This window comes from Rhizomicrobium sp., assembly GCA_037200985.1.
In the GTDB taxonomy this organism is placed as follows: Bacteria; Pseudomonadota; Alphaproteobacteria; order Micropepsales; family Micropepsaceae; genus Rhizomicrobium.
Window position 1 is genome coordinate 742,628 of the sequence record JBBCGJ010000001.1, and the last position, 15,766, is coordinate 758,393.

At 67.3% G+C, this 15,766-nt stretch carries 13 protein-coding genes; 4 read left to right on the plus strand and 9 right to left on the minus strand.

Annotation, left to right across the window (positions count from 1 at the left end):
* Window positions 1–3 precede the first annotated feature (3 nt).
* Both WDN01_03280 and WDN01_03285 read right to left on the minus strand, forming a co-directional pair.
* Window positions 4–969 carry an alpha/beta hydrolase gene (locus WDN01_03280; protein MEJ0025029.1) on the minus strand — a complete coding sequence of 322 codons (966 nt, stop codon included), beginning with the start codon at window positions 967–969 and terminating at the stop codon, window positions 4–6.
* A 124-nt stretch (window positions 970–1,093) separates the two neighbouring features.
* Window positions 1,094–3,541 carry a PAS domain-containing protein gene (locus WDN01_03285; GenBank protein MEJ0025030.1) on the minus strand — a complete coding sequence of 816 codons (2,448 nt, stop codon included), beginning with the start codon at window positions 3,539–3,541 and terminating at the stop codon, window positions 1,094–1,096.
* Between the two features lie 157 nt (window positions 3,542–3,698).
* Here WDN01_03285 and WDN01_03290 point away from each other — a divergent pair, with 157 nt between their 5' ends.
* Window positions 3,699–5,882: an EAL domain-containing protein gene (locus tag WDN01_03290; GenBank protein ID MEJ0025031.1), complete on the plus strand. Its 2,184-nt coding sequence runs from the start codon at window positions 3,699–3,701 to the stop codon at window positions 5,880–5,882.
* A 1-nt stretch (window position 5,883) separates the two neighbouring features.
* On the opposite strand, the gene WDN01_03295 is transcribed toward WDN01_03290, so the two are convergent.
* From WDN01_03295 to WDN01_03320, 6 genes are all read right to left on the minus strand, one after another.
* Window positions 5,884–6,378, minus strand: a complete 495-nt coding sequence (locus WDN01_03295) for a spore coat protein U domain-containing protein (protein ID MEJ0025032.1) — start codon at window positions 6,376–6,378, stop codon at window positions 5,884–5,886.
* The gene (locus WDN01_03300) at window positions 6,375–8,687 is read right to left on the minus strand and encodes a fimbria/pilus outer membrane usher protein (GenBank protein MEJ0025033.1); all 2,313 of its coding nucleotides are present in this window, start codon (window positions 8,685–8,687) and stop codon (window positions 6,375–6,377) included. The genes WDN01_03295 and WDN01_03300 overlap by 4 nt, the downstream gene beginning before the upstream one ends.
* On the minus strand, window positions 8,684–9,412 hold the full coding sequence (locus tag WDN01_03305; protein ID MEJ0025034.1) for a fimbria/pilus periplasmic chaperone: 729 nt from the start codon (window positions 9,410–9,412) through the stop codon (window positions 8,684–8,686). The genes WDN01_03300 and WDN01_03305 overlap by 4 nt, the downstream gene beginning before the upstream one ends.
* 10 nt (window positions 9,413–9,422) lie before the next feature.
* Window positions 9,423–9,953 (minus strand): spore coat U domain-containing protein, encoded by a 531-nt coding sequence (locus WDN01_03310; GenBank protein MEJ0025035.1) that lies wholly within the window; start codon window positions 9,951–9,953, stop codon window positions 9,423–9,425.
* A gap of 286 nt (window positions 9,954–10,239) precedes the next feature.
* A complete protein-coding gene (locus WDN01_03315; protein MEJ0025036.1) occupies window positions 10,240–10,860 on the minus strand; it encodes a pyridoxamine 5'-phosphate oxidase family protein in 621 nt (206 codons plus the stop codon).
* 26 nt (window positions 10,861–10,886) lie between these two features.
* The gene (locus tag WDN01_03320; protein MEJ0025037.1) at window positions 10,887–11,411 is read right to left on the minus strand and encodes a hypothetical protein; all 525 of its coding nucleotides are present in this window, start codon (window positions 11,409–11,411) and stop codon (window positions 10,887–10,889) included.
* Between WDN01_03320 and WDN01_03325 the strand changes: the two genes are divergently transcribed.
* From WDN01_03325 to WDN01_03335, 3 genes are all read left to right on the plus strand, one after another.
* Window positions 11,401–11,541 carry a hypothetical protein gene (locus WDN01_03325; protein MEJ0025038.1) on the plus strand — a complete coding sequence of 47 codons (141 nt, stop codon included), beginning with the start codon at window positions 11,401–11,403 and terminating at the stop codon, window positions 11,539–11,541. The two genes, WDN01_03320 and WDN01_03325, sit on opposite strands and share 11 nt — an antisense overlap.
* Before the next feature lie 118 nt (window positions 11,542–11,659).
* A complete protein-coding gene (locus WDN01_03330) occupies window positions 11,660–12,187 on the plus strand; it encodes an iron transporter (protein MEJ0025039.1) in 528 nt (175 codons plus the stop codon).
* Window positions 12,188–12,346: 159 nt separating this feature from the next.
* On the plus strand, window positions 12,347–13,465 hold the full coding sequence (locus WDN01_03335) for an NAD(P)-dependent alcohol dehydrogenase (GenBank protein MEJ0025040.1): 1,119 nt from the start codon (window positions 12,347–12,349) through the stop codon (window positions 13,463–13,465).
* Between the two features lie 137 nt (window positions 13,466–13,602).
* Here WDN01_03335 and WDN01_03340 read toward each other — a convergent pair whose 3' ends face one another.
* A complete protein-coding gene (locus WDN01_03340) occupies window positions 13,603–15,765 on the minus strand; it encodes a malate synthase G (GenBank protein MEJ0025041.1) in 2,163 nt (720 codons plus the stop codon).
* Window position 15,766 lies beyond the last annotated feature (1 nt).

Genomic DNA, 15,766 nt, shown 5'->3' on the forward strand with positions numbered 1-15,766 from the left:
CGATCAGCTCTGGATGAACGCCAGCAGGTCGGCGTTGATCGTCGGCGCTTCGGTGGTCGGCATCCCGTGCGGGAAGCCGTGATAGGTCTTCAGCGTGCCGTTCTTCAGGAGCGCGGCGGATTTCGGCGCGGAGTCCGCGTAAGGCACGATCTGGTCGTCGTCGCCATGCATCACCAGCACCGGCACGGTGATCTTCTTCAGGTCGGCGGTGAAATCGGTCTGCGAGAAGGCGACGATGCCGTCGTAATGCGCCTTGGCGCCGCCCATCATGCCCTGGCGCCACCAGTTCTGGATGATGCCCTCCGACGGCTTCGTACCCGGCCGGTTGTAGCCGTAGAACGGCCCCGCCGGCACGTCGCGATAGAACTGCGCGCGATTGGTCGCGACCTGGGCCTGGAAGTCGTCGAACACCGATTTGGGCAGGCCTTCCGGATTGGCGTCGGTCTTCACCATCAGCGGCGGCACGGCGCTGATCAGCACGCCCTTGGCGACGCGCGCCTGGCCGTGGCGGGCAATGTAGCGGGTCACCTCGCCGCCGCCGGTGGAGTGTCCGACATGCACCGCGCCCTTCAGGTCGAGGTGCTCGACCACCGCCAGCAGGTCGTCGGCATAGTGGTCCATGTCGTGGCCGTTCGCGACCTGGGTCGAGCGGCCATGGCCGCGGCGGTCATGCGCGATCACCCGATAGCCGTGATTGAGGAAGAACATCATCTGCGCGTCCCAGTCGTCCGCCGACAGCGGCCAACCATGGCTGAACACGATGGGCCGACCCGAGCCCCAATCCTTGTAGTAGATCTGGACGCCGTCCTTGGTCGTGACATAGCTCTCATGCGCGCGCGCCGGCGGCGCCTTCGCCGGCGGTTTCGCCGCGGCCCCGGCCTCCGTGGCGGCGACCGCGACGGCCGTCGCGACGCCGACGCCGGCCAGCAGATCGCGGCGCGATGCCGAAGAAGACTGCGAATTGGTCATGGTATTTTCCCTCTTGAGAATAGCGTGGATGGTTCGTGCCGTCGCCGCGAACGGCGCCGACAGGTGCATTATATGCTTTCCGGCACATGCCATGATTCGAAGCGTAAGCGCGCTCCCACGAACCTCATGCGTCGAGCATTTTGCGGACTTTGTTGGTGAGCGCCGACATCGCGAAAGGCTTGGTGAGCACTTCCATCCCATGCCCCAGCCGGCCGCTGGCGACGCTGGCGTTTTCCGCATAGCCGGTGATGAAGAGCACCTTGAAGTCCTTGCGCGCGGCGCGCGCCGCCTCGGCCAGTTCGCTCCCGTTCATGCCGCCGGGCAGCCCGACATCGGTGATCAGCAGCGCAATGCGGGGCCGGGCCTTCAGGATCTTGAGCGCCGCCGCGGCGTCGCATGCCTCGAGCACCTCATAGCCGCTCTCCGTCAGGACTTCGGTCGCCAGCATCCGCACCGTCGGTTCGTCGTCGACCACGAGGATGGTTTCGCCCGCGCCGGGATGGGTCCGCTCGGCGGTCCCGTCGGCGTCCGCATCCGCCGTTCCGAAATGGCGCGGAAGATAGAGGCACATGGTCGTGCCCTTGCCGACCTCGGTGTAGATGCGGACCTGCCCGCCCGATTGGCGGGCGAAGCCGTAGATCATGGACAGCCCCAGTCCCGTGCCCTGGCCCAGCGGCTTGGTCGTGTAGAACGGATCGAAGGCGCGGGCCGCCACCTCCGGCGTCATGCCCGTGCCGGTATCGGAGACGCACAGCGAAATATATTGTCCCGGCGGCAGTTCGCGCTCCGCCGCCGCGCGCTCGTCGAGCCATCGGTTGGCGGTCTCGATGATCAGCTTGCCGCCGTTCGGCATCGCGTCGCGCGCATTGATGCACAGATTGAGGAGCGCGCTCTCGAGCTGCGGCGCATCGACCCGCGTCGGCCACAGCCCGCCCGCGCCCACCACCTCGACCGCGATATTGGGGCCGACCGAGCGGCGGACGAGATCCTCCATGCCGGCGATGAGCCGGTTCACGTCGGTCGGCCGGGGATCGAGCGTCTGGCGCCGCGAGAACGCCAACAGGCGGTGGGTGAGCGCCGCCGCGCGGTTGGCGGATTCCAGCGCGGCGTTCAGGAAGCGGTCCGCGTCGCCGGCGCGGCCGTCGGCGATGCGGTGCCGGGCGCGGTCCAGCGCGCCGGTGATGCCTTGCAGGAGGTTGTTGAAATCATGCGCCAGGCCGCCGGTCAGTTGGCCGACCGCTTCCATCTTCTGCGCCTGGCGCAACTGCTCTTCGAGGTTCTGGCGCTCGGTGATGTCCCGCGCCGTGACCGCAAGGCGCGGCTTCTGGCCGGGCTCGGCCGGGATCGGCGTCACGACCGCCTCGATTGTGGAATCGCCCTGCGCTCTGGAATATCGATAAGGCACGTCGTGCTTCAGCGCTTTCGCGAGGTGCGCATTCAGGATTGCGGCGGCGTCCGGGCCCAGGATCTCGTCGACGGTCCGGCCGATCACCTCTTCGCGCGACCTGGCGTAGAGGCGCAGCGTGGCGGGATTGATCTCGTCATACTCGAACCGGCCGTCCTCGCGCAGCGCCAGCGTCGCATGGCACTCGGACGAGTGCAGGTAGAAGGTCTGGATGTTCCTCAGGTCCGCCGTGCGGTCCGCGACCCGGCGCTCGAGCGTTTCGTTCGCGGCCTGGAGCGCGATCTCCATCTTCTTGCGCTCGGTCACGTCGACGCCTTGCACGAAGATGCCGATCACCGCGCCCTGGCCGTCCAGGATGGGCTGATAGACGAAGTCGACATAGCGTTCGTCGATCGGCCCGGCCGGCCTGTCCTGTCGCAGATATTTGGAGCCGACCGCCGAGTAGACCTTTCCCTCGCGAAAGACGCCGTCGAGGATGTCCAGATAGCCCTGCGCGACCGCATCGGGCAGAGCCTCGGCGAGGGTGCGCCCGATCACGGGGCGGTGCCCCACGAGTTCCAGATAGCGCGGATTGGCCAGCTCGAAGACATGGTCGGGCCCGCGCAGCATGGCCATGAAGGTCGGCGCCTGCTCGAACAGGCGGGACAGCCTCTGCTGCTCCGATGTCAGGAGCCGGTTGGCGATGACCTGATCGGTGATTTCCATGCAGGCGCCGAACAATCCCGCGACGGTTCCGTCCTCCCGCCGCGCCGGCGTATACGAAAAGGCGAAATGCGCCTCCTCCGGCTTGCCGCGCCGGTCCAGGGCCAGCGAGATGTCGTCCATATGAACGGGCTGCCCGGCCCAAACCTGGTCGAACAGCGGCTCCAGATCCGTCCATGCTTCGGCCCAGACCGCGCTGGCGGGCATGCCGAGACAATCGGGATGCTTGCGCCCCGCGATCGGGATGAAGGCGTCGTTGTAGAACCAGGTCCGCTCCGAGCCCCAGGCGATGAACATCGGCTGGCGGGAATCCAGCATGAGCTCGACCAGCGTTTTGAGCTCGACGGGCCAGGTTTCGATGGCGCCCAGCGGTGTGCGCGTCCATGGGTGCGCCGCGATCCTCGCACCGAGAGCGCCCGCCGCTGCCCAGCGGGGTCGGGCATCGGTGGAACGTTGACCGGTCACAGACTTGCCCCCGAGAGTTCCCGCCTAGCTGAAATGCAAACGCTTGCACAAAGTTCCCGTCAGCCGCGTGGGTGTGCTGCGGCGTGCGGGGCGCAAACGCTAACGGCGCGTTAGCCTGAAGAACCTAGGGTGGTACCTCTAAACGAGGTCCAACCCTATGTCCCTGCATCGTGAAGATGAAGATCGCCGTCTTGCGGCATTGAGCGAATATGGCGTCGACGAAGCGCTGGCCGAACCGGGATTCGAACGCCTCGTGCAGCTCGCGGCGCACGTCTTCGACGTGCCGATCGCGCTCGTCTCCCTCGTTGAGGCAGAGCGGCAGATCTTCGCGGCACGCGTCGGGCTCGATGTCTGCGAGACGTCGCGCGACGTCTCGTTCTGCGCCCATGCCATTCGCGGCGACGACATCATGGTCGTGCCGGACGCGACGCGGGACGACCGCTTCCGGGAGAACCCGCTGGTCACCGGCGCGCCGCATATCCGTTTCTACGCAGGCGCGCCGCTCCGGGCGCCCTCGGGCGCGAAGATCGGCACGCTCTGCATCATCGATACGAAGCCGCATGGGAGTTTCGGCGATTCCGAGCGTCGCAATCTGACCGACCTCGCGGCGCTTGTGCTGGACAAGCTTGAGATGCGCCGGCTGGAGCTGGCGCGGCGCGAGAGCCAGAACCGCTTCGAGAACATCGCCGCCACCTCGCCCGACGCCATCATCTGCGCCGACTATGCCGGCCGCGTGACCTTCTGGAACGTCGCGGCGGAGCGGCTTCTGGGATATTCCGCCGCCGAGATCGCCGGCGAGACGATCGACAAGATCGCGCCGGACCGCATATTGAACAGGCTCCGCTATCTGGCGGCGACCGTCGAATCGCTCGTGGAAGGCCGCACCGCGGAGCTCGACATGCACCGCAAGGACGGCACGACGGTCCCCGTCGAGCTCTCCGTGTCGACCTGGCGCGAGGCGGGGCGCACCAGCTTCGGCGCGATCCTGCGCGACGTCACCGAGCGCCGCGCCAACGAGGTGCGGCTGTTCCGCTTGGCGCATCTGGACCCGCTCACGCAATTGCCGAACCGGATGCTGTTCAAGAGCCGTATCGAGCAGGTGCTTCAGACCGAGGAGTCGGCCTGCGTCATGCTCGTCGATCTCGACGGCTTCAAGGACGTCAACGATAGCCTGGGCCATTCGGCCGGCGACGCAGTGCTCATCGACGTCGCCCAGCGCCTGCTGTCGAGCGTGCGCCCCGACGACACTGTCGCCCGCATGGGCGGCGACGAGTTCGCGATCCTCATTCCCGCCATGGGCGATCCCTTCCGGGCGTCGGAGATCGCAGACGCGGCGATCGAGAGCGTTTCGCGGCTCGTGACGATCGAGGGCCAGCCGGTCCAGATCGGCGCGAGCGTCGGGATCGCGATTTTCCCCGCCCACGGTTCGCGCGGCGACGAATTGCTGTCGAACGCGGATCTGGCGCTCTACCAGGCCAAGGCGGAGGGCCGTCACTGCCGGCGCTTCTTCACCCCGGCGCTGCGTCACGCGGCGTCCCTGCGCCACGCCTATCAGGGCGAATTGCGCCGCGCCTATCAGGAGGGCGAGTTCGAGCTGTTCTACCAGCCGCAGGTCCGCCTTTCCGACCGGACGCTGGTCGGCGCGGAGGCGCTGCTGCGCTGGCGGCATCCCGAGAAGGGGATCATCGCGCCGGGCGCCTTCCTTCCCGCGCTGGAAACGAGCCCGCTGGCCGCGCAGATCGGCGATTGGGCCATCCGCATGGCATGCAAGCAGGCCGCCGAATGGCGCGGCAACGGCGCGTCCTCGTTCCGCATAGGCGTCAATCTTTTCGGCGGCCAGTTCCGCACCAGCGATCTGGCCCGCAAGGTGCGCGCCGCCCTGGCCGAGGCCGAACTGCCGCCGGCCGCGCTGGAACTGGAGATCACCGAGAACATCATCCTGCGGCATGACGACGAGATGATCGGTCCCTTGCGCGAGCTTCATGCCGAGGGAGTCGGCATCGCCTTCGACGACTACGGCACGGGATACGCCTCGCTCAGCATGCTCAAGCGCTATCCCTTGAACCGGCTCAAGGTCGATCAGTCCTTCGTGCGGGGCATGTGCGAATCCCCGACCGACGCCGCGATCGTGCGCGCCATCCTCTATCTCGGGCGCAGCTTCGGATGCGAGGTGATCGCCGAAGGCGTCGAGACCGAGGAGCAGCTCGCGCGGCTGCGCAAGAAGGGGTGCGAGGAAGGGCAGGGCTATCTGTTCGGCCGTCCGATGACCGCGCGGGAATTCGGCACGCGCTTCGGATTTCTCGGCGCGGCGCAGGCCAAGCCCCGGCGCAACGCCGGATAGGTCAGTAGGTCACCGTCACCGTGATGCCGTCCGTATAAAGGCCGGGCGTCGCGAACTGGCGAGCGGCGAGGCTGCCATAGGCGGTGAACGTCGTCAGGGAGAGCCCGGTGCTGGCGGCATAGGCTTGCGTTGCCGTCGGCGTGGTGCCGTCGCCCCAGATCGTGCCGAGCGACGCGGTCGTGTAGAGATTGTAGTTGAGGCGCGCGGCGCCGAAGGCCATCTTCCGCTGGTTGAACGTGCCGTTCGTGCCGGCGGACAGCGCGATCGTGAAACTCGGCAAGGTCGAGGCCAGCACGACCGTGCAGGTGACGGTGACGGTTCCGTTGGACGGCGTGGCGGCCGCGGCGCCCGGCGAATACAGTCCGAACGACACCCCCGTGGCCAGCACCAGGATCGGATTGAGCCCGGTGCCGCAAGCCGCCGCCGCGGCCGGCATCGGCGCCGCGAGCAGGGTGGCGCCGAGAAGATAGCCGAACATACGCGCACCGATTGTCATGGCGATTCGTCCCTTGCGCAAAGAACCGGTCCCAGCCGGGGAATGCTGTCGTTCGGGGAACCCGGCGGCGGCTGCACCTCGAAACGGCAGGATCGTTCGCCGTACTCCACGGTCCCCTTCAGGGCGCGGCGAAAATCCGCGATGAAGATCTCGCCGCCGCGACCCACGACCAGGGGGTCGCCGCCGTCGCTCAGCGCGACGCGCGAACCGGGCGGCGGAGGATTTCCGTCGCGCAGATGCAGGATGACGATGGCCGGACTGTGCGAACGCGGCGCCAGATCGACGATCACGCCACCCATGCGCCGCGGCACCACGATCTCGTCCGTGGTGTCGATGATCGTCGCAAGGTCGTAGTCGCGCGGGTCGATGGCGATCCGGTTCTCGGTATAGGGCACCAGCCCGGTGAGCAGCGCATCGCCGTCCGAATCGGCCGTCGCGACCTGCCGGTTCTCGCGGAAGATGCGGGCGTTCTCCTGGCCCGTGTGCACCAGCGCCACCGCGCCGTTCGGGATCTGCGTCGCGTAGACCGAACCGTCCATCGCCACGACCGCGCCGGAGGCCAGCACCCGCCCCGCCACGGCGCCGTCCCGCGACGTGACGTCGGCATCGAGACTGCCATGCGGGCCGATCCAGGTTGCTCCCGCCCGCGCGATGGTGGTGTCGCCGGTCGAGGCGGAGACGCGATAGCCGAAGCCGCCGTCGGGATTGACCGATCGGGCGAGGCCGACCTCTTCCTCATTGGCGTGGCGTCCGGCGCGCGCCGAGGCATCCGCGATGAGGCCGTCGTCGAGCGAGACGCTGAGAAACGCCTCGGCGGTCCACACCCGGTTGGTATAATCGTAGAAGCCGGTCGTGCCGACATACCAGCGGTCGGCGAAGGACAAGGTGTAGGATGCGGAGGCGAGCCGCGTCGTGTCGCGCCGCTCGCGCCGGGTTTCGATCCAGGACGCCGCGAAAGAGCCGTAGCGGGCGAGATTGAGATTCGCGCCGAGCTGCACCTGCAGTCTGGGCGGCGCGACGCCGCCGATGGTCGCGATGTCCTCATAGGTGCCGGAGGTGGCGTTGAGCGAGGCGAAGAACCCGACCGGATAGGACTGGGTGTCGAGCGACACCGAATAGAGCGCGCCGGTGCTGCGGATGCCGGCACGGTCGCTATGGCTGGCCGCGGCGGCGATCTGCATCGCGCCGTAAGGGCCGAGCGAGAAGGCCGCGCCGCCGCCCGCGAGCTGCACGTCCAGGGTCGCCTCGCCATGCGTCTCGAGCGTCAGCCAGTCGGCGACGCCGACCCGATAGGTCCCGGTCATCGCCGCCTGGTCGTAGTCGAAACTGCGTATTCCGTAATTCTGGCGCAGGAACCCGATATCGAGATCGTAGGAGGAAAGCCCCGGGCGGAGCAGCGCATTGGTCGCGAAGAACGGCAGCACCGCCGTGGTCTCCCGCCCCAGCACGTCGCGTACCACGATGCTCGCCTGGCCGGCGCCGGTGATGACGGGAAGATTGTCGATCTGGAACGGGCCGGGTGCCAGCTCCGTCTCGAACACCCGCGCCGAATTGACGAACACGTCCACCGTCGCGGGGACCGCCGACTGGCCGAAGAAACTCGGCAGGGGCAGGGTCGCGAGATCGGGCCGGAGCGCGAAGTCGGTGGCGATCTGCAGGCCCGCGAAACGCACCGAGCGCGACCAGTTCAGGCCGCCGGAGATCGCGTCTCCCACCAGCCAGTGCCGCATCGATTCCTGCTGGTCGAACTCCGCGGTCGTATCGAGTCGCGTGAAGCGCGAACTTCCCGACTGGATTTGGGAGAAGCCGTTCGCGGTCAGTGTCCCGTACGGCGTGAAGACGGTGCCCGCCAGGGCGGCGCCGAGACTCGCCGTGTCGCCGGCATGGCCGAAATCGTCGACGGTGGCCGCCAGATCGTATTGGCCGATGAATCCGATGCCGGCGGTGGTCGCTTGCGCCGTCGGCGGCGCGCGCAGATCGAAGGTCTGCGGCGCGAGGCGGCGCTCGTCCGCGGTGAGCTGGAGCTGCTGCTCCGCGCCCTGGAGCTGCGCCTGCACGCCGTCGAGCGCGGCAAGGGCGACGAGCCCGTCGGCATCCGTTTCGGCGGGGCCTGCCTTGATGCCCGCCGCGGCAAGATCGACCGCGTCGACGAGGATCGCTCCGTCGCGGTCGATGACCTTGGCGATCACATGGCTGGAATGGCCATTGACCCACAGCTCCAAAACGAGCCGTTCGCCGCCGCTTGCCGCCGCCGCCGCGCCGGCCAGATATGAATATGCCAGGGCCGCCGCGAGGGCCGCGCGTGTCACGGAGCGACGATGATCGACGTACCGATCGCCGTGCTGTCGCTGTCGTCGAGCCCGGTGAGCCGCAGCGTTTCACCGGCTTTCAGCCCCGGCAGCGCCACCGTCCAGCGGCGCGAAACGCCGGCAAGGATGTAGGAGATCGTGTCCGGCGCCACGGCGACCTTCGCGCCGCCGGCGGTCGTGAGAACCATGTTCATGAGCTTGGCGTGGCGCGTGCCGCTGTTGCGGGCCGCGAGCGAAAAACCGCCGGGGCTCGGCACGGCGCTCCAGGCAAGGCGGGCCGGAGTCGGATGCGGGCTTGCGACGAAGATGGGAACGCTCAATTGCAGCAGCACGCGGACGCCCTGCGGAGCGGAAATCTGCGGATCGGGAAGTTCGCTGACGACGAGGCGGAAGCTTCGCTCGTCCGGCGCGGCTCCCGGCCCGATCGCCAGACGGATGGTCTGGCGCCGTTCCGGGATCAGACGCACCATGGGCGGACTGATGGTCAGCGCATCGCTTCTGTCGAGTTGTTCGCCCCTGTCGGTCTGCCGCCAGTCGAAGCCCTGGACCTGGACGACGATCGGCTGCGATCCGTGGTTGGTGACGTAGAAGACCGCCCGGTCGGCCCCCGGCGCCAGATCGATCGTCGTCGGGGCGATTTCGAAAGCACCCGCCGCGGCCGGGCCGGAGCCCAGCGCTCCCAGCCCGACCGTGCCCGCCACCAGAAGACCGATCAGTGCGCGCATGGCGACGGCCTCAGTACGTCAGCGTGACGGTAACGAGATCGGCATAGAGGCCGGCCGCGGGATGCTGCAGCGCCGGCGCGCGGCCGTAGATCGTGTAGTTCTGCGGCACGAGCGCCGCCGTGCCGCCGACCGTGCTGGTCGCCAGCGTGCCGTCGCCCCACAAGGTCGTGCGACCCGCGTTCGAGTACATCATATAGTTGAGCGTGCCGCCGGTCACGAGGCCGGTCATCGACCGCGCCGCGACCGTCGCGCCGATGCCCGTGCCCGCGTCGGCCGCGATCGTGTAGGCGACGCCGGCGGTGCAGATCGCCGTCACTGTGCTCGACGCGTCGGTGGGCGTGGCGGCAACGCTGGAATAATTGCCGAAGATCAGATCGGTCGCGGTCACGGCGCACCCGGACAGGACGGTGGCCGTCACGGCGAAGGTGCCCGTCGCCGTCGCGGCTTGACCTTGTGTCGCGCCGCCGGCGGCGAGAAGAACGAAGGCGCCGCAAACGCGCAACGATCTGTGCCCGGCAGGCAGAAGATTTGCAAAACGCATCGGATGGATATCCTTTGGATGACGACAGGCCGTCTGGCGATGCAGCTCGCAAAACCGGTTTTCTGCTCAATGCAACCTGTCAGTGCACATGAATGCGCATGCAACCGTTAATGAAATACTTTTTCGCAAGGAAATCGACAAACAAAATTCATAGGTAGAAATACAGCTATCGGAACTGTTCAATATTGACGCCGGAAGTTCCACGAATACGTGGGATGAAATCCAGTAAACGGCGCGAATTCCATTGCCATGGCCTGATGGCCGGTGACCAAGTTCCGGCTGGAACTCAATACAGATTTTTCCTGGCGTCCTGGTCCAGGGCGAAATCGATGATCTTCGCGGGGACGATCGACTTCAACTGGTCCTTGACCATCTGGCCGAAGCTCGGCAGTGCGGAGCGCGGCACGCGCTTGCCCGGATTCCACAAATCGGACCGGCGCAGCGCCTTGGTGCAGTGCAGATAGGACTCCCGCACCGCGACGACCACGACGGAGCGCGGCCGCTTCCCCTCGACGACGAAGCGCGCCATGAGGTCTTCCGCGGTCGAAACGGTCGCCAGTCCGTTGATCCGCAGCATCTCGTCGAAGCCGGGGATGAAGAACAGCAGGCCCACCGCCGGCGCGCGCACGATGTTGGTGAGCGTGTCGAGCCGGTTGTTGCCGGGCCTGTCCGGAAAGGCGAGGCGCTTGGCGTCGAGCACATGGACGAAGCCGGGCTCGCCGCCGCGGGGCGATACGTCGGCGAGATCGTCCGGCCGGCTGGAGCCGATGCAGAAGAACGGCGACAGCGCGATGAAAGCCCGCGCATGGACGTCGACATGGTCGAGCGCCTTGTCGCGCGCCCCTTGCGACGGTTCGGCATAGGTCGTCCGCAGATCCGCTTCGGAACGCAGTTCGTGATCGGTCATCGTCTCTTCCCCGTCCGGATCGTCGTCTAGTGAACCATGATCGAGCCGCGATGGGTCGGCTCCGCCCGGCGCCCGGCGGCGCCTGTCATGCGATGGCGCAGCGGCACGACGAGATCGGCCCTGGCCAGCGCCGCCGCCAGGCCCTTCGCCGGAAAAACCGCGAGGCGCACCGCCGCCGGCGCAAGCCAGCCGGCGAGAACGTCGCGCGCCTCCCAGGCGCGGCCGTGCTGCAGGAGGCTCACGAGCTGCAACAGGCGTCCTTCGTCATGGCTGAGGGATGGGCAATGCCGACAGCGCACATCGAGGCTGCGGCGCGCCGTGGCGGCGACGATTCCGAACAGGGCGTCGAAGGCCGGCACGGCGCAGCAGCCGGCGCCGCTGGCCGCGAGGCCGCCGCGCCAGTCGATTCCGCTGTCGGGATGGCAGTGCGCCGCCGCGAACAGGCGCAGCGTCGTGACAAGCAGGAGCTCGGAAGTGTGAAGGCGCGCGAGCGGCTCGTTGTCCAGATAGACCCTTTGCGGCACGTGAGCTTCGAAGGGCATGACCGTCATGATGGACCTTTCCTGGAAAAGCGCCGCGGACACCGCCGACGACGGCGCGGCCGCGCTGAAATTGCAGACGCCGGTGGGTTCCCATCCGAACGCCGGACCTCCATTGTATTTGCGAATTAATCGCAACTAGAGGATTCAATATTGCTAGTGAGAGTGAATTGCAATAGCGACGGTTACGGGTAGCGGCACGCCGGAGCCGTAGCTGGGGGCGGCGCCGATATCTTTCGCATCCACCACGGGAGCAAGACATGCGCAGGGCAATCGCCGTTTCGATGGGACTTCTGGCCGGCGCCGCCGGTCTCGCCTCCGCGGCGCGGGCCGCCGAATTCTATATCGGCGAGCCGGTCGTGAAGGACGGCCTGCAGATCGTTCCGAACTACCTGGTCGGCATCGAGATGGACCGCATGCCGCCCGGCGGCGAAATGGGACCGAATACGGTGCATCTCGAGGCGGACGTCCATGCGACCGCCGGCGAGACGCATGGCTTCGCCGAGGATGCGTGGATTCCCTATCTCACGATCCGCTACACGCTGACCAAGGATGGCACCGCGTTCAAGAAAACCGGCACGCTCGCGCCGATGACGGCGGGCGACGGTCCGCACTACGCGAACAACGTCGCGATGTCGGGACCCGGGACCTATCGGCTGACCTATGAAATCCTGCCGCCCTCCGCCAACGGCTTCCGCCGCCATATCGACAAGGCGACCGGCGTGCCCGTCTGGTGGAAGCCGATCACGGCCCATTGGACCTTCGCCTATCCCAGCAAGAGCAAATAACGCCCGCCGCCGCCGCGCCACGCCCGCCGTCAGGCTTTGGATGAGACGCGCGCGGAAGCGCTAAAATGCGCTGCGTCGTTCGCCGATCGGCGTTGCGCGGTCTTGACTTTCCGCCCGCAAGACGCCTTCCAAGGTCAGCGATCTCGTAGAGGTAGGTTCATGGACGGCGATCTTCTCGGCATTACCGCGGCAGTGGCGCGCCGGCCCAACGAGCCCTTCAGCATCGAGCAGTTGACGCTCGAACCGCCGCGGCCGGACGAGGTGCTGGTGCGCATCGTCGCCGCCGGCATGTGCCACACCGATCTGATGGCCAAGGACACGGCGCAGATGCCGCATCCGATGGTTCTGGGCCATGAAGGCGCCGGCGTGGTCGAGCGGGTCGGCTCGGCCGTTCGCACGCTTCGGCCGGGCGACCATGTGGTCCTCACCTTCATGTTCTGCGGCCATTGTTCGCGATGCCTGCGCGGCGAGCCCAGCTATTGCGAGTCGATCATGCCGCTCTGCTTCGGCGGCGCGCGCGAGGACGGCTCGACCGCGACGCAGGATGCGCACGGCCCCGTCCACGACCATTTCTTCGGCCAGTCGTCCTTCGCGACCTATGCCCTGGCGAGCGAGCGCAATGCGATCAAGGTCCCCAACGACGCACCACTCGAATTGCTGGGGCCGTTCGGCTGCGGCCTGCCGACCGGTGCCGGCGCGGTGATCAACGCGCTCAAGGTCGGCGTCGGCCAGAGCCTGGCCGTGTTCGGCGCCGGCGCGGTCGGCATGGCGGCGATCATGGCCGCGAAGATCGTCGGCGCCACGACGATCGTCGCGGTCGATCTGGTCGACAGCCGGCTCGAGCTGGCGCGCGAGCTCGGCGCGACCGATGTCGTGAACGGCCACGCGCCGGATCGGGTCGAGCGGGTCATGGCGGCGACCTCGGGAAAGGGCGTGGACTTCGCGCTGGATGCCACGGGCACGGACAAGGTCATGCCCATGGCGATGCAGGTCCTGGCCCATCGCGGCACCTGCGGCTTCGTCGGCGGCGCCGCGCCGGGCGCGACCACGGCGGTCGATCTCGGATGGCTGATGACCGGCGGGCGCACCCTGCGCGGCATCCTCGAAGGCGACGCGGTGCCGGACCGGTTCATCCCGGCGCTGATCGAGCTGCACCGCCAGGGCCGCTTCCCGTTTGAGAAGCTGGTGAAGGTCTACGAGCTGGCCGACATCAACCAGGCCGCCCGCGACAGCGAAAGCGGCAAGACGATCAAGCCGGTCATTCGGATGCCTGGCTAACTTGGCACCACCTTCGTTTGGATCAAATCGATAAGAAATTCGTCGTCGTCCAGCTTGTCCGGGCGACCCAATTTTCTTTCGGCGGCCAAATTGGATCGCCCGCATGAAGCGGGCGATGACGACTGGTTTCCCACGATTCAATCCAAACCGGAGCGATGCTGACCGCCCCCTGCCTTCGCCCGCGCGCGGAAGGCGTGCAACAGCGGCTCGGTATAGCCATTGGGCTGCTCGACGCCTTCGAACACGAGCGCGCGCGCGGCCTGAAAGGCGAGACTCTCGCTCTCATTCCCCGCCATCGGCCGATAGGCCGGATCGCCGGCATTCTGCGCGTCGACTTTGCCCGCCATGCGCCTCAGCGCCTCCTCGACCTCGTCGGCCGTGCACACGCCGTGCAGGAGCCAGTTCGCCATGTGCTGGGACGAGATGCGCAGCGTCGCGCGATCCTCCATCAGTCCCACATCGTGGATATCCGGCACCTTGGAGCAGCCGATCCCCTGGTCCACCCAGCGCACGACATAGCCGAGGATTCCCTGAGCGTTGTTGTCGAGCTCCTCGCGGATCTCTCCCGGCGACCGGTTGCGCCCCGGCGCTACGGGAATTTTCAACAAGTCATCGAGCGGCGGAACGGCCTCGCCGGCGATCTCCCTCTGCCGTCCGAACACGTCGACCTGGTGATAGTGCAGCGCATGCAGCGTCGCCGCCGTCGGGCTCGGCACCCAGGCGGTGTTCGCGCCGGCGCGGGGATGGCCGATCTTCTGCTCCAGCATCTCGGCCATGCGGTCCGGCGCCGCCCACATGCCCTTGCCGATCTGCGCCTTGCCCGCGAGGCCGCAGGCCAGCCCGATCCGCACATTGCGGTCCTCATAGGCCTTGATCCAGGTCTCGCCGCGCATCTGACCCTTGCGCACCATCGCGCCGGCGCGCATCGACGTATGGATTTCGTCACCCGTGCGGTCGAGGAAGCCGGTGTTGATGAAGACGAGCCGGCCTTTGACCGCTTCGATGCAGGCGGCGAGGTTCGCCGACGTCCGCCGCTCCTCGTCCATCACGCCGACTTTCACCGTATGGCGCGCGAGCCCCAGCAAGTCCTCGACGGCATCGAACAGATCGTTCGTGAACGCGGCTTCTTCCGGTCCGTGCATCTTCGGCTTGACGATATAGACCGAACCGGCACGGCTGCTCCGGTGACGGCCGAGGTCTTTGATGTCGTACAGCCCGATCAGGCTGGTGACGATAGCGTCCAGGATGCCTTCCGGGGCCTCGCCGCCATCGGCCAGCAGCACCGCCGGCGTGGTCATCAGATGGCCGACATTGCGCACGAACAGCAGCGCGCGGCCGGGCAGGGTGATCGTCCCGCCACCGGGCGCCGCGAAGATCCGGTCGGGATGCAGCGCGCGGGTCATGGCCCGTCCGCCCTTGTCGAAGCTCGCTTCCAGATCGCCGCGCATCACGCCCAGCCAATTGGCATAGGCGGCGACTTTGTCCTCGGCGTCGACCGCCGCGATGGAATCCTCCAGGTCGACGATGGTCGTCAGCGCCGATTCCAGAACCACGTCCGCCACGCCCGCGCGGTCGGTCTTGCCGATGGGATGCGCGCGATCGAGCAGCAATTCGATATGCAGGCCGTTGTGCTTCAAGAGGATGGACGCCGGGTTCGCCGGATCGCCGATATAGCCGGCCAGAGCCGCGGGCTCCTTCAGCGCGGGCCGCAGCGCACCGTTTTCGACGGCATAGCCCGTCGCATCGGCATGGCTGCCCGTCGCGAGCGGCGCGGCCTCGTCTAGGAACGCCTTGGCCCGCGCGATCACAAGCGCGCCGCGCTCCGGATCGTAACCGCCGGATTTGCCGTTACCCGGAAGGGCGTCGGTCCCATACAGCGCATCGTAGAGACTGCCCCAGCGCGCATTGACGGCGTTGAGCAGGAAGCGCGCGTTCAGCACCGGCACGACCAGTTGCGGCCCCGCCAGCCGCGCCACCTCGTCGTCGACCTTGGTCGAGGTGATGGCGAACGGCTTGGGCTCCTCGACCAGATAGCCGATGCCGCGCAGGAAAGTCTGATACGCCGCCGCATCAAAGGGTTGGTAGCGACGCTCTTCATGCCAAGCGTCTATCGTCTTCTGCATCTCATCGCGCTTGGCAAGAAGCCGCCGGTTCAGCGGCGCAAAGCGCGCGAAGATCGTCGCGACGCCCGCCCAGAACCCGTCCGGCGCGAGGCCGGTCGGCGGCAGGACATCGTCCTCGATCAGCCGCACGAGCGTTGCGGCGACGCGGAGGCCGGCTCTTTCCAACATCTCGGTCATG

Bases quoted from the DNA above. Each gene is read 5' to 3' on its own strand.
- WDN01_03340 (MEJ0025041.1), bottom strand. From the start codon at position 15,765: ATGACCGAGATGTTGGAAAGAGCCGGCCTCCGCGTCGCCGCAACGCTC.
- WDN01_03315 (MEJ0025036.1), bottom strand. From the start codon at position 10,860: ATGACCGATCACGAACTGCGTTCCGAAGCGGATCTGCGGACGACCTAT.
- WDN01_03305 (MEJ0025034.1), bottom strand. From the start codon at position 9,412: ATGCGCGCACTGATCGGTCTTCTGGTGGCGGGCACGGTCGGGCTGGGA.
- WDN01_03290 (MEJ0025031.1), top strand. From the start codon at position 3,699: ATGTCCCTGCATCGTGAAGATGAAGATCGCCGTCTTGCGGCATTGAGC.
- WDN01_03280 (MEJ0025029.1), bottom strand. From the start codon at position 969: ATGACCAATTCGCAGTCTTCTTCGGCATCGCGCCGCGATCTGCTGGCC.
- WDN01_03330 (MEJ0025039.1), top strand. From the start codon at position 11,660: ATGCGCAGGGCAATCGCCGTTTCGATGGGACTTCTGGCCGGCGCCGCC.
- WDN01_03335 (MEJ0025040.1), top strand. From the start codon at position 12,347: ATGGACGGCGATCTTCTCGGCATTACCGCGGCAGTGGCGCGCCGGCCC.
- WDN01_03325 (MEJ0025038.1), top strand. From the start codon at position 11,401: ATGACCGTCATGATGGACCTTTCCTGGAAAAGCGCCGCGGACACCGCC.
- WDN01_03295 (MEJ0025032.1), bottom strand. From the start codon at position 6,378: ATGACAATCGGTGCGCGTATGTTCGGCTATCTTCTCGGCGCCACCCTG.
- WDN01_03320 (MEJ0025037.1), bottom strand. From the start codon at position 11,411: ATGACGGTCATGCCCTTCGAAGCTCACGTGCCGCAAAGGGTCTATCTG.
- WDN01_03310 (MEJ0025035.1), bottom strand. From the start codon at position 9,953: ATGCGTTTTGCAAATCTTCTGCCTGCCGGGCACAGATCGTTGCGCGTT.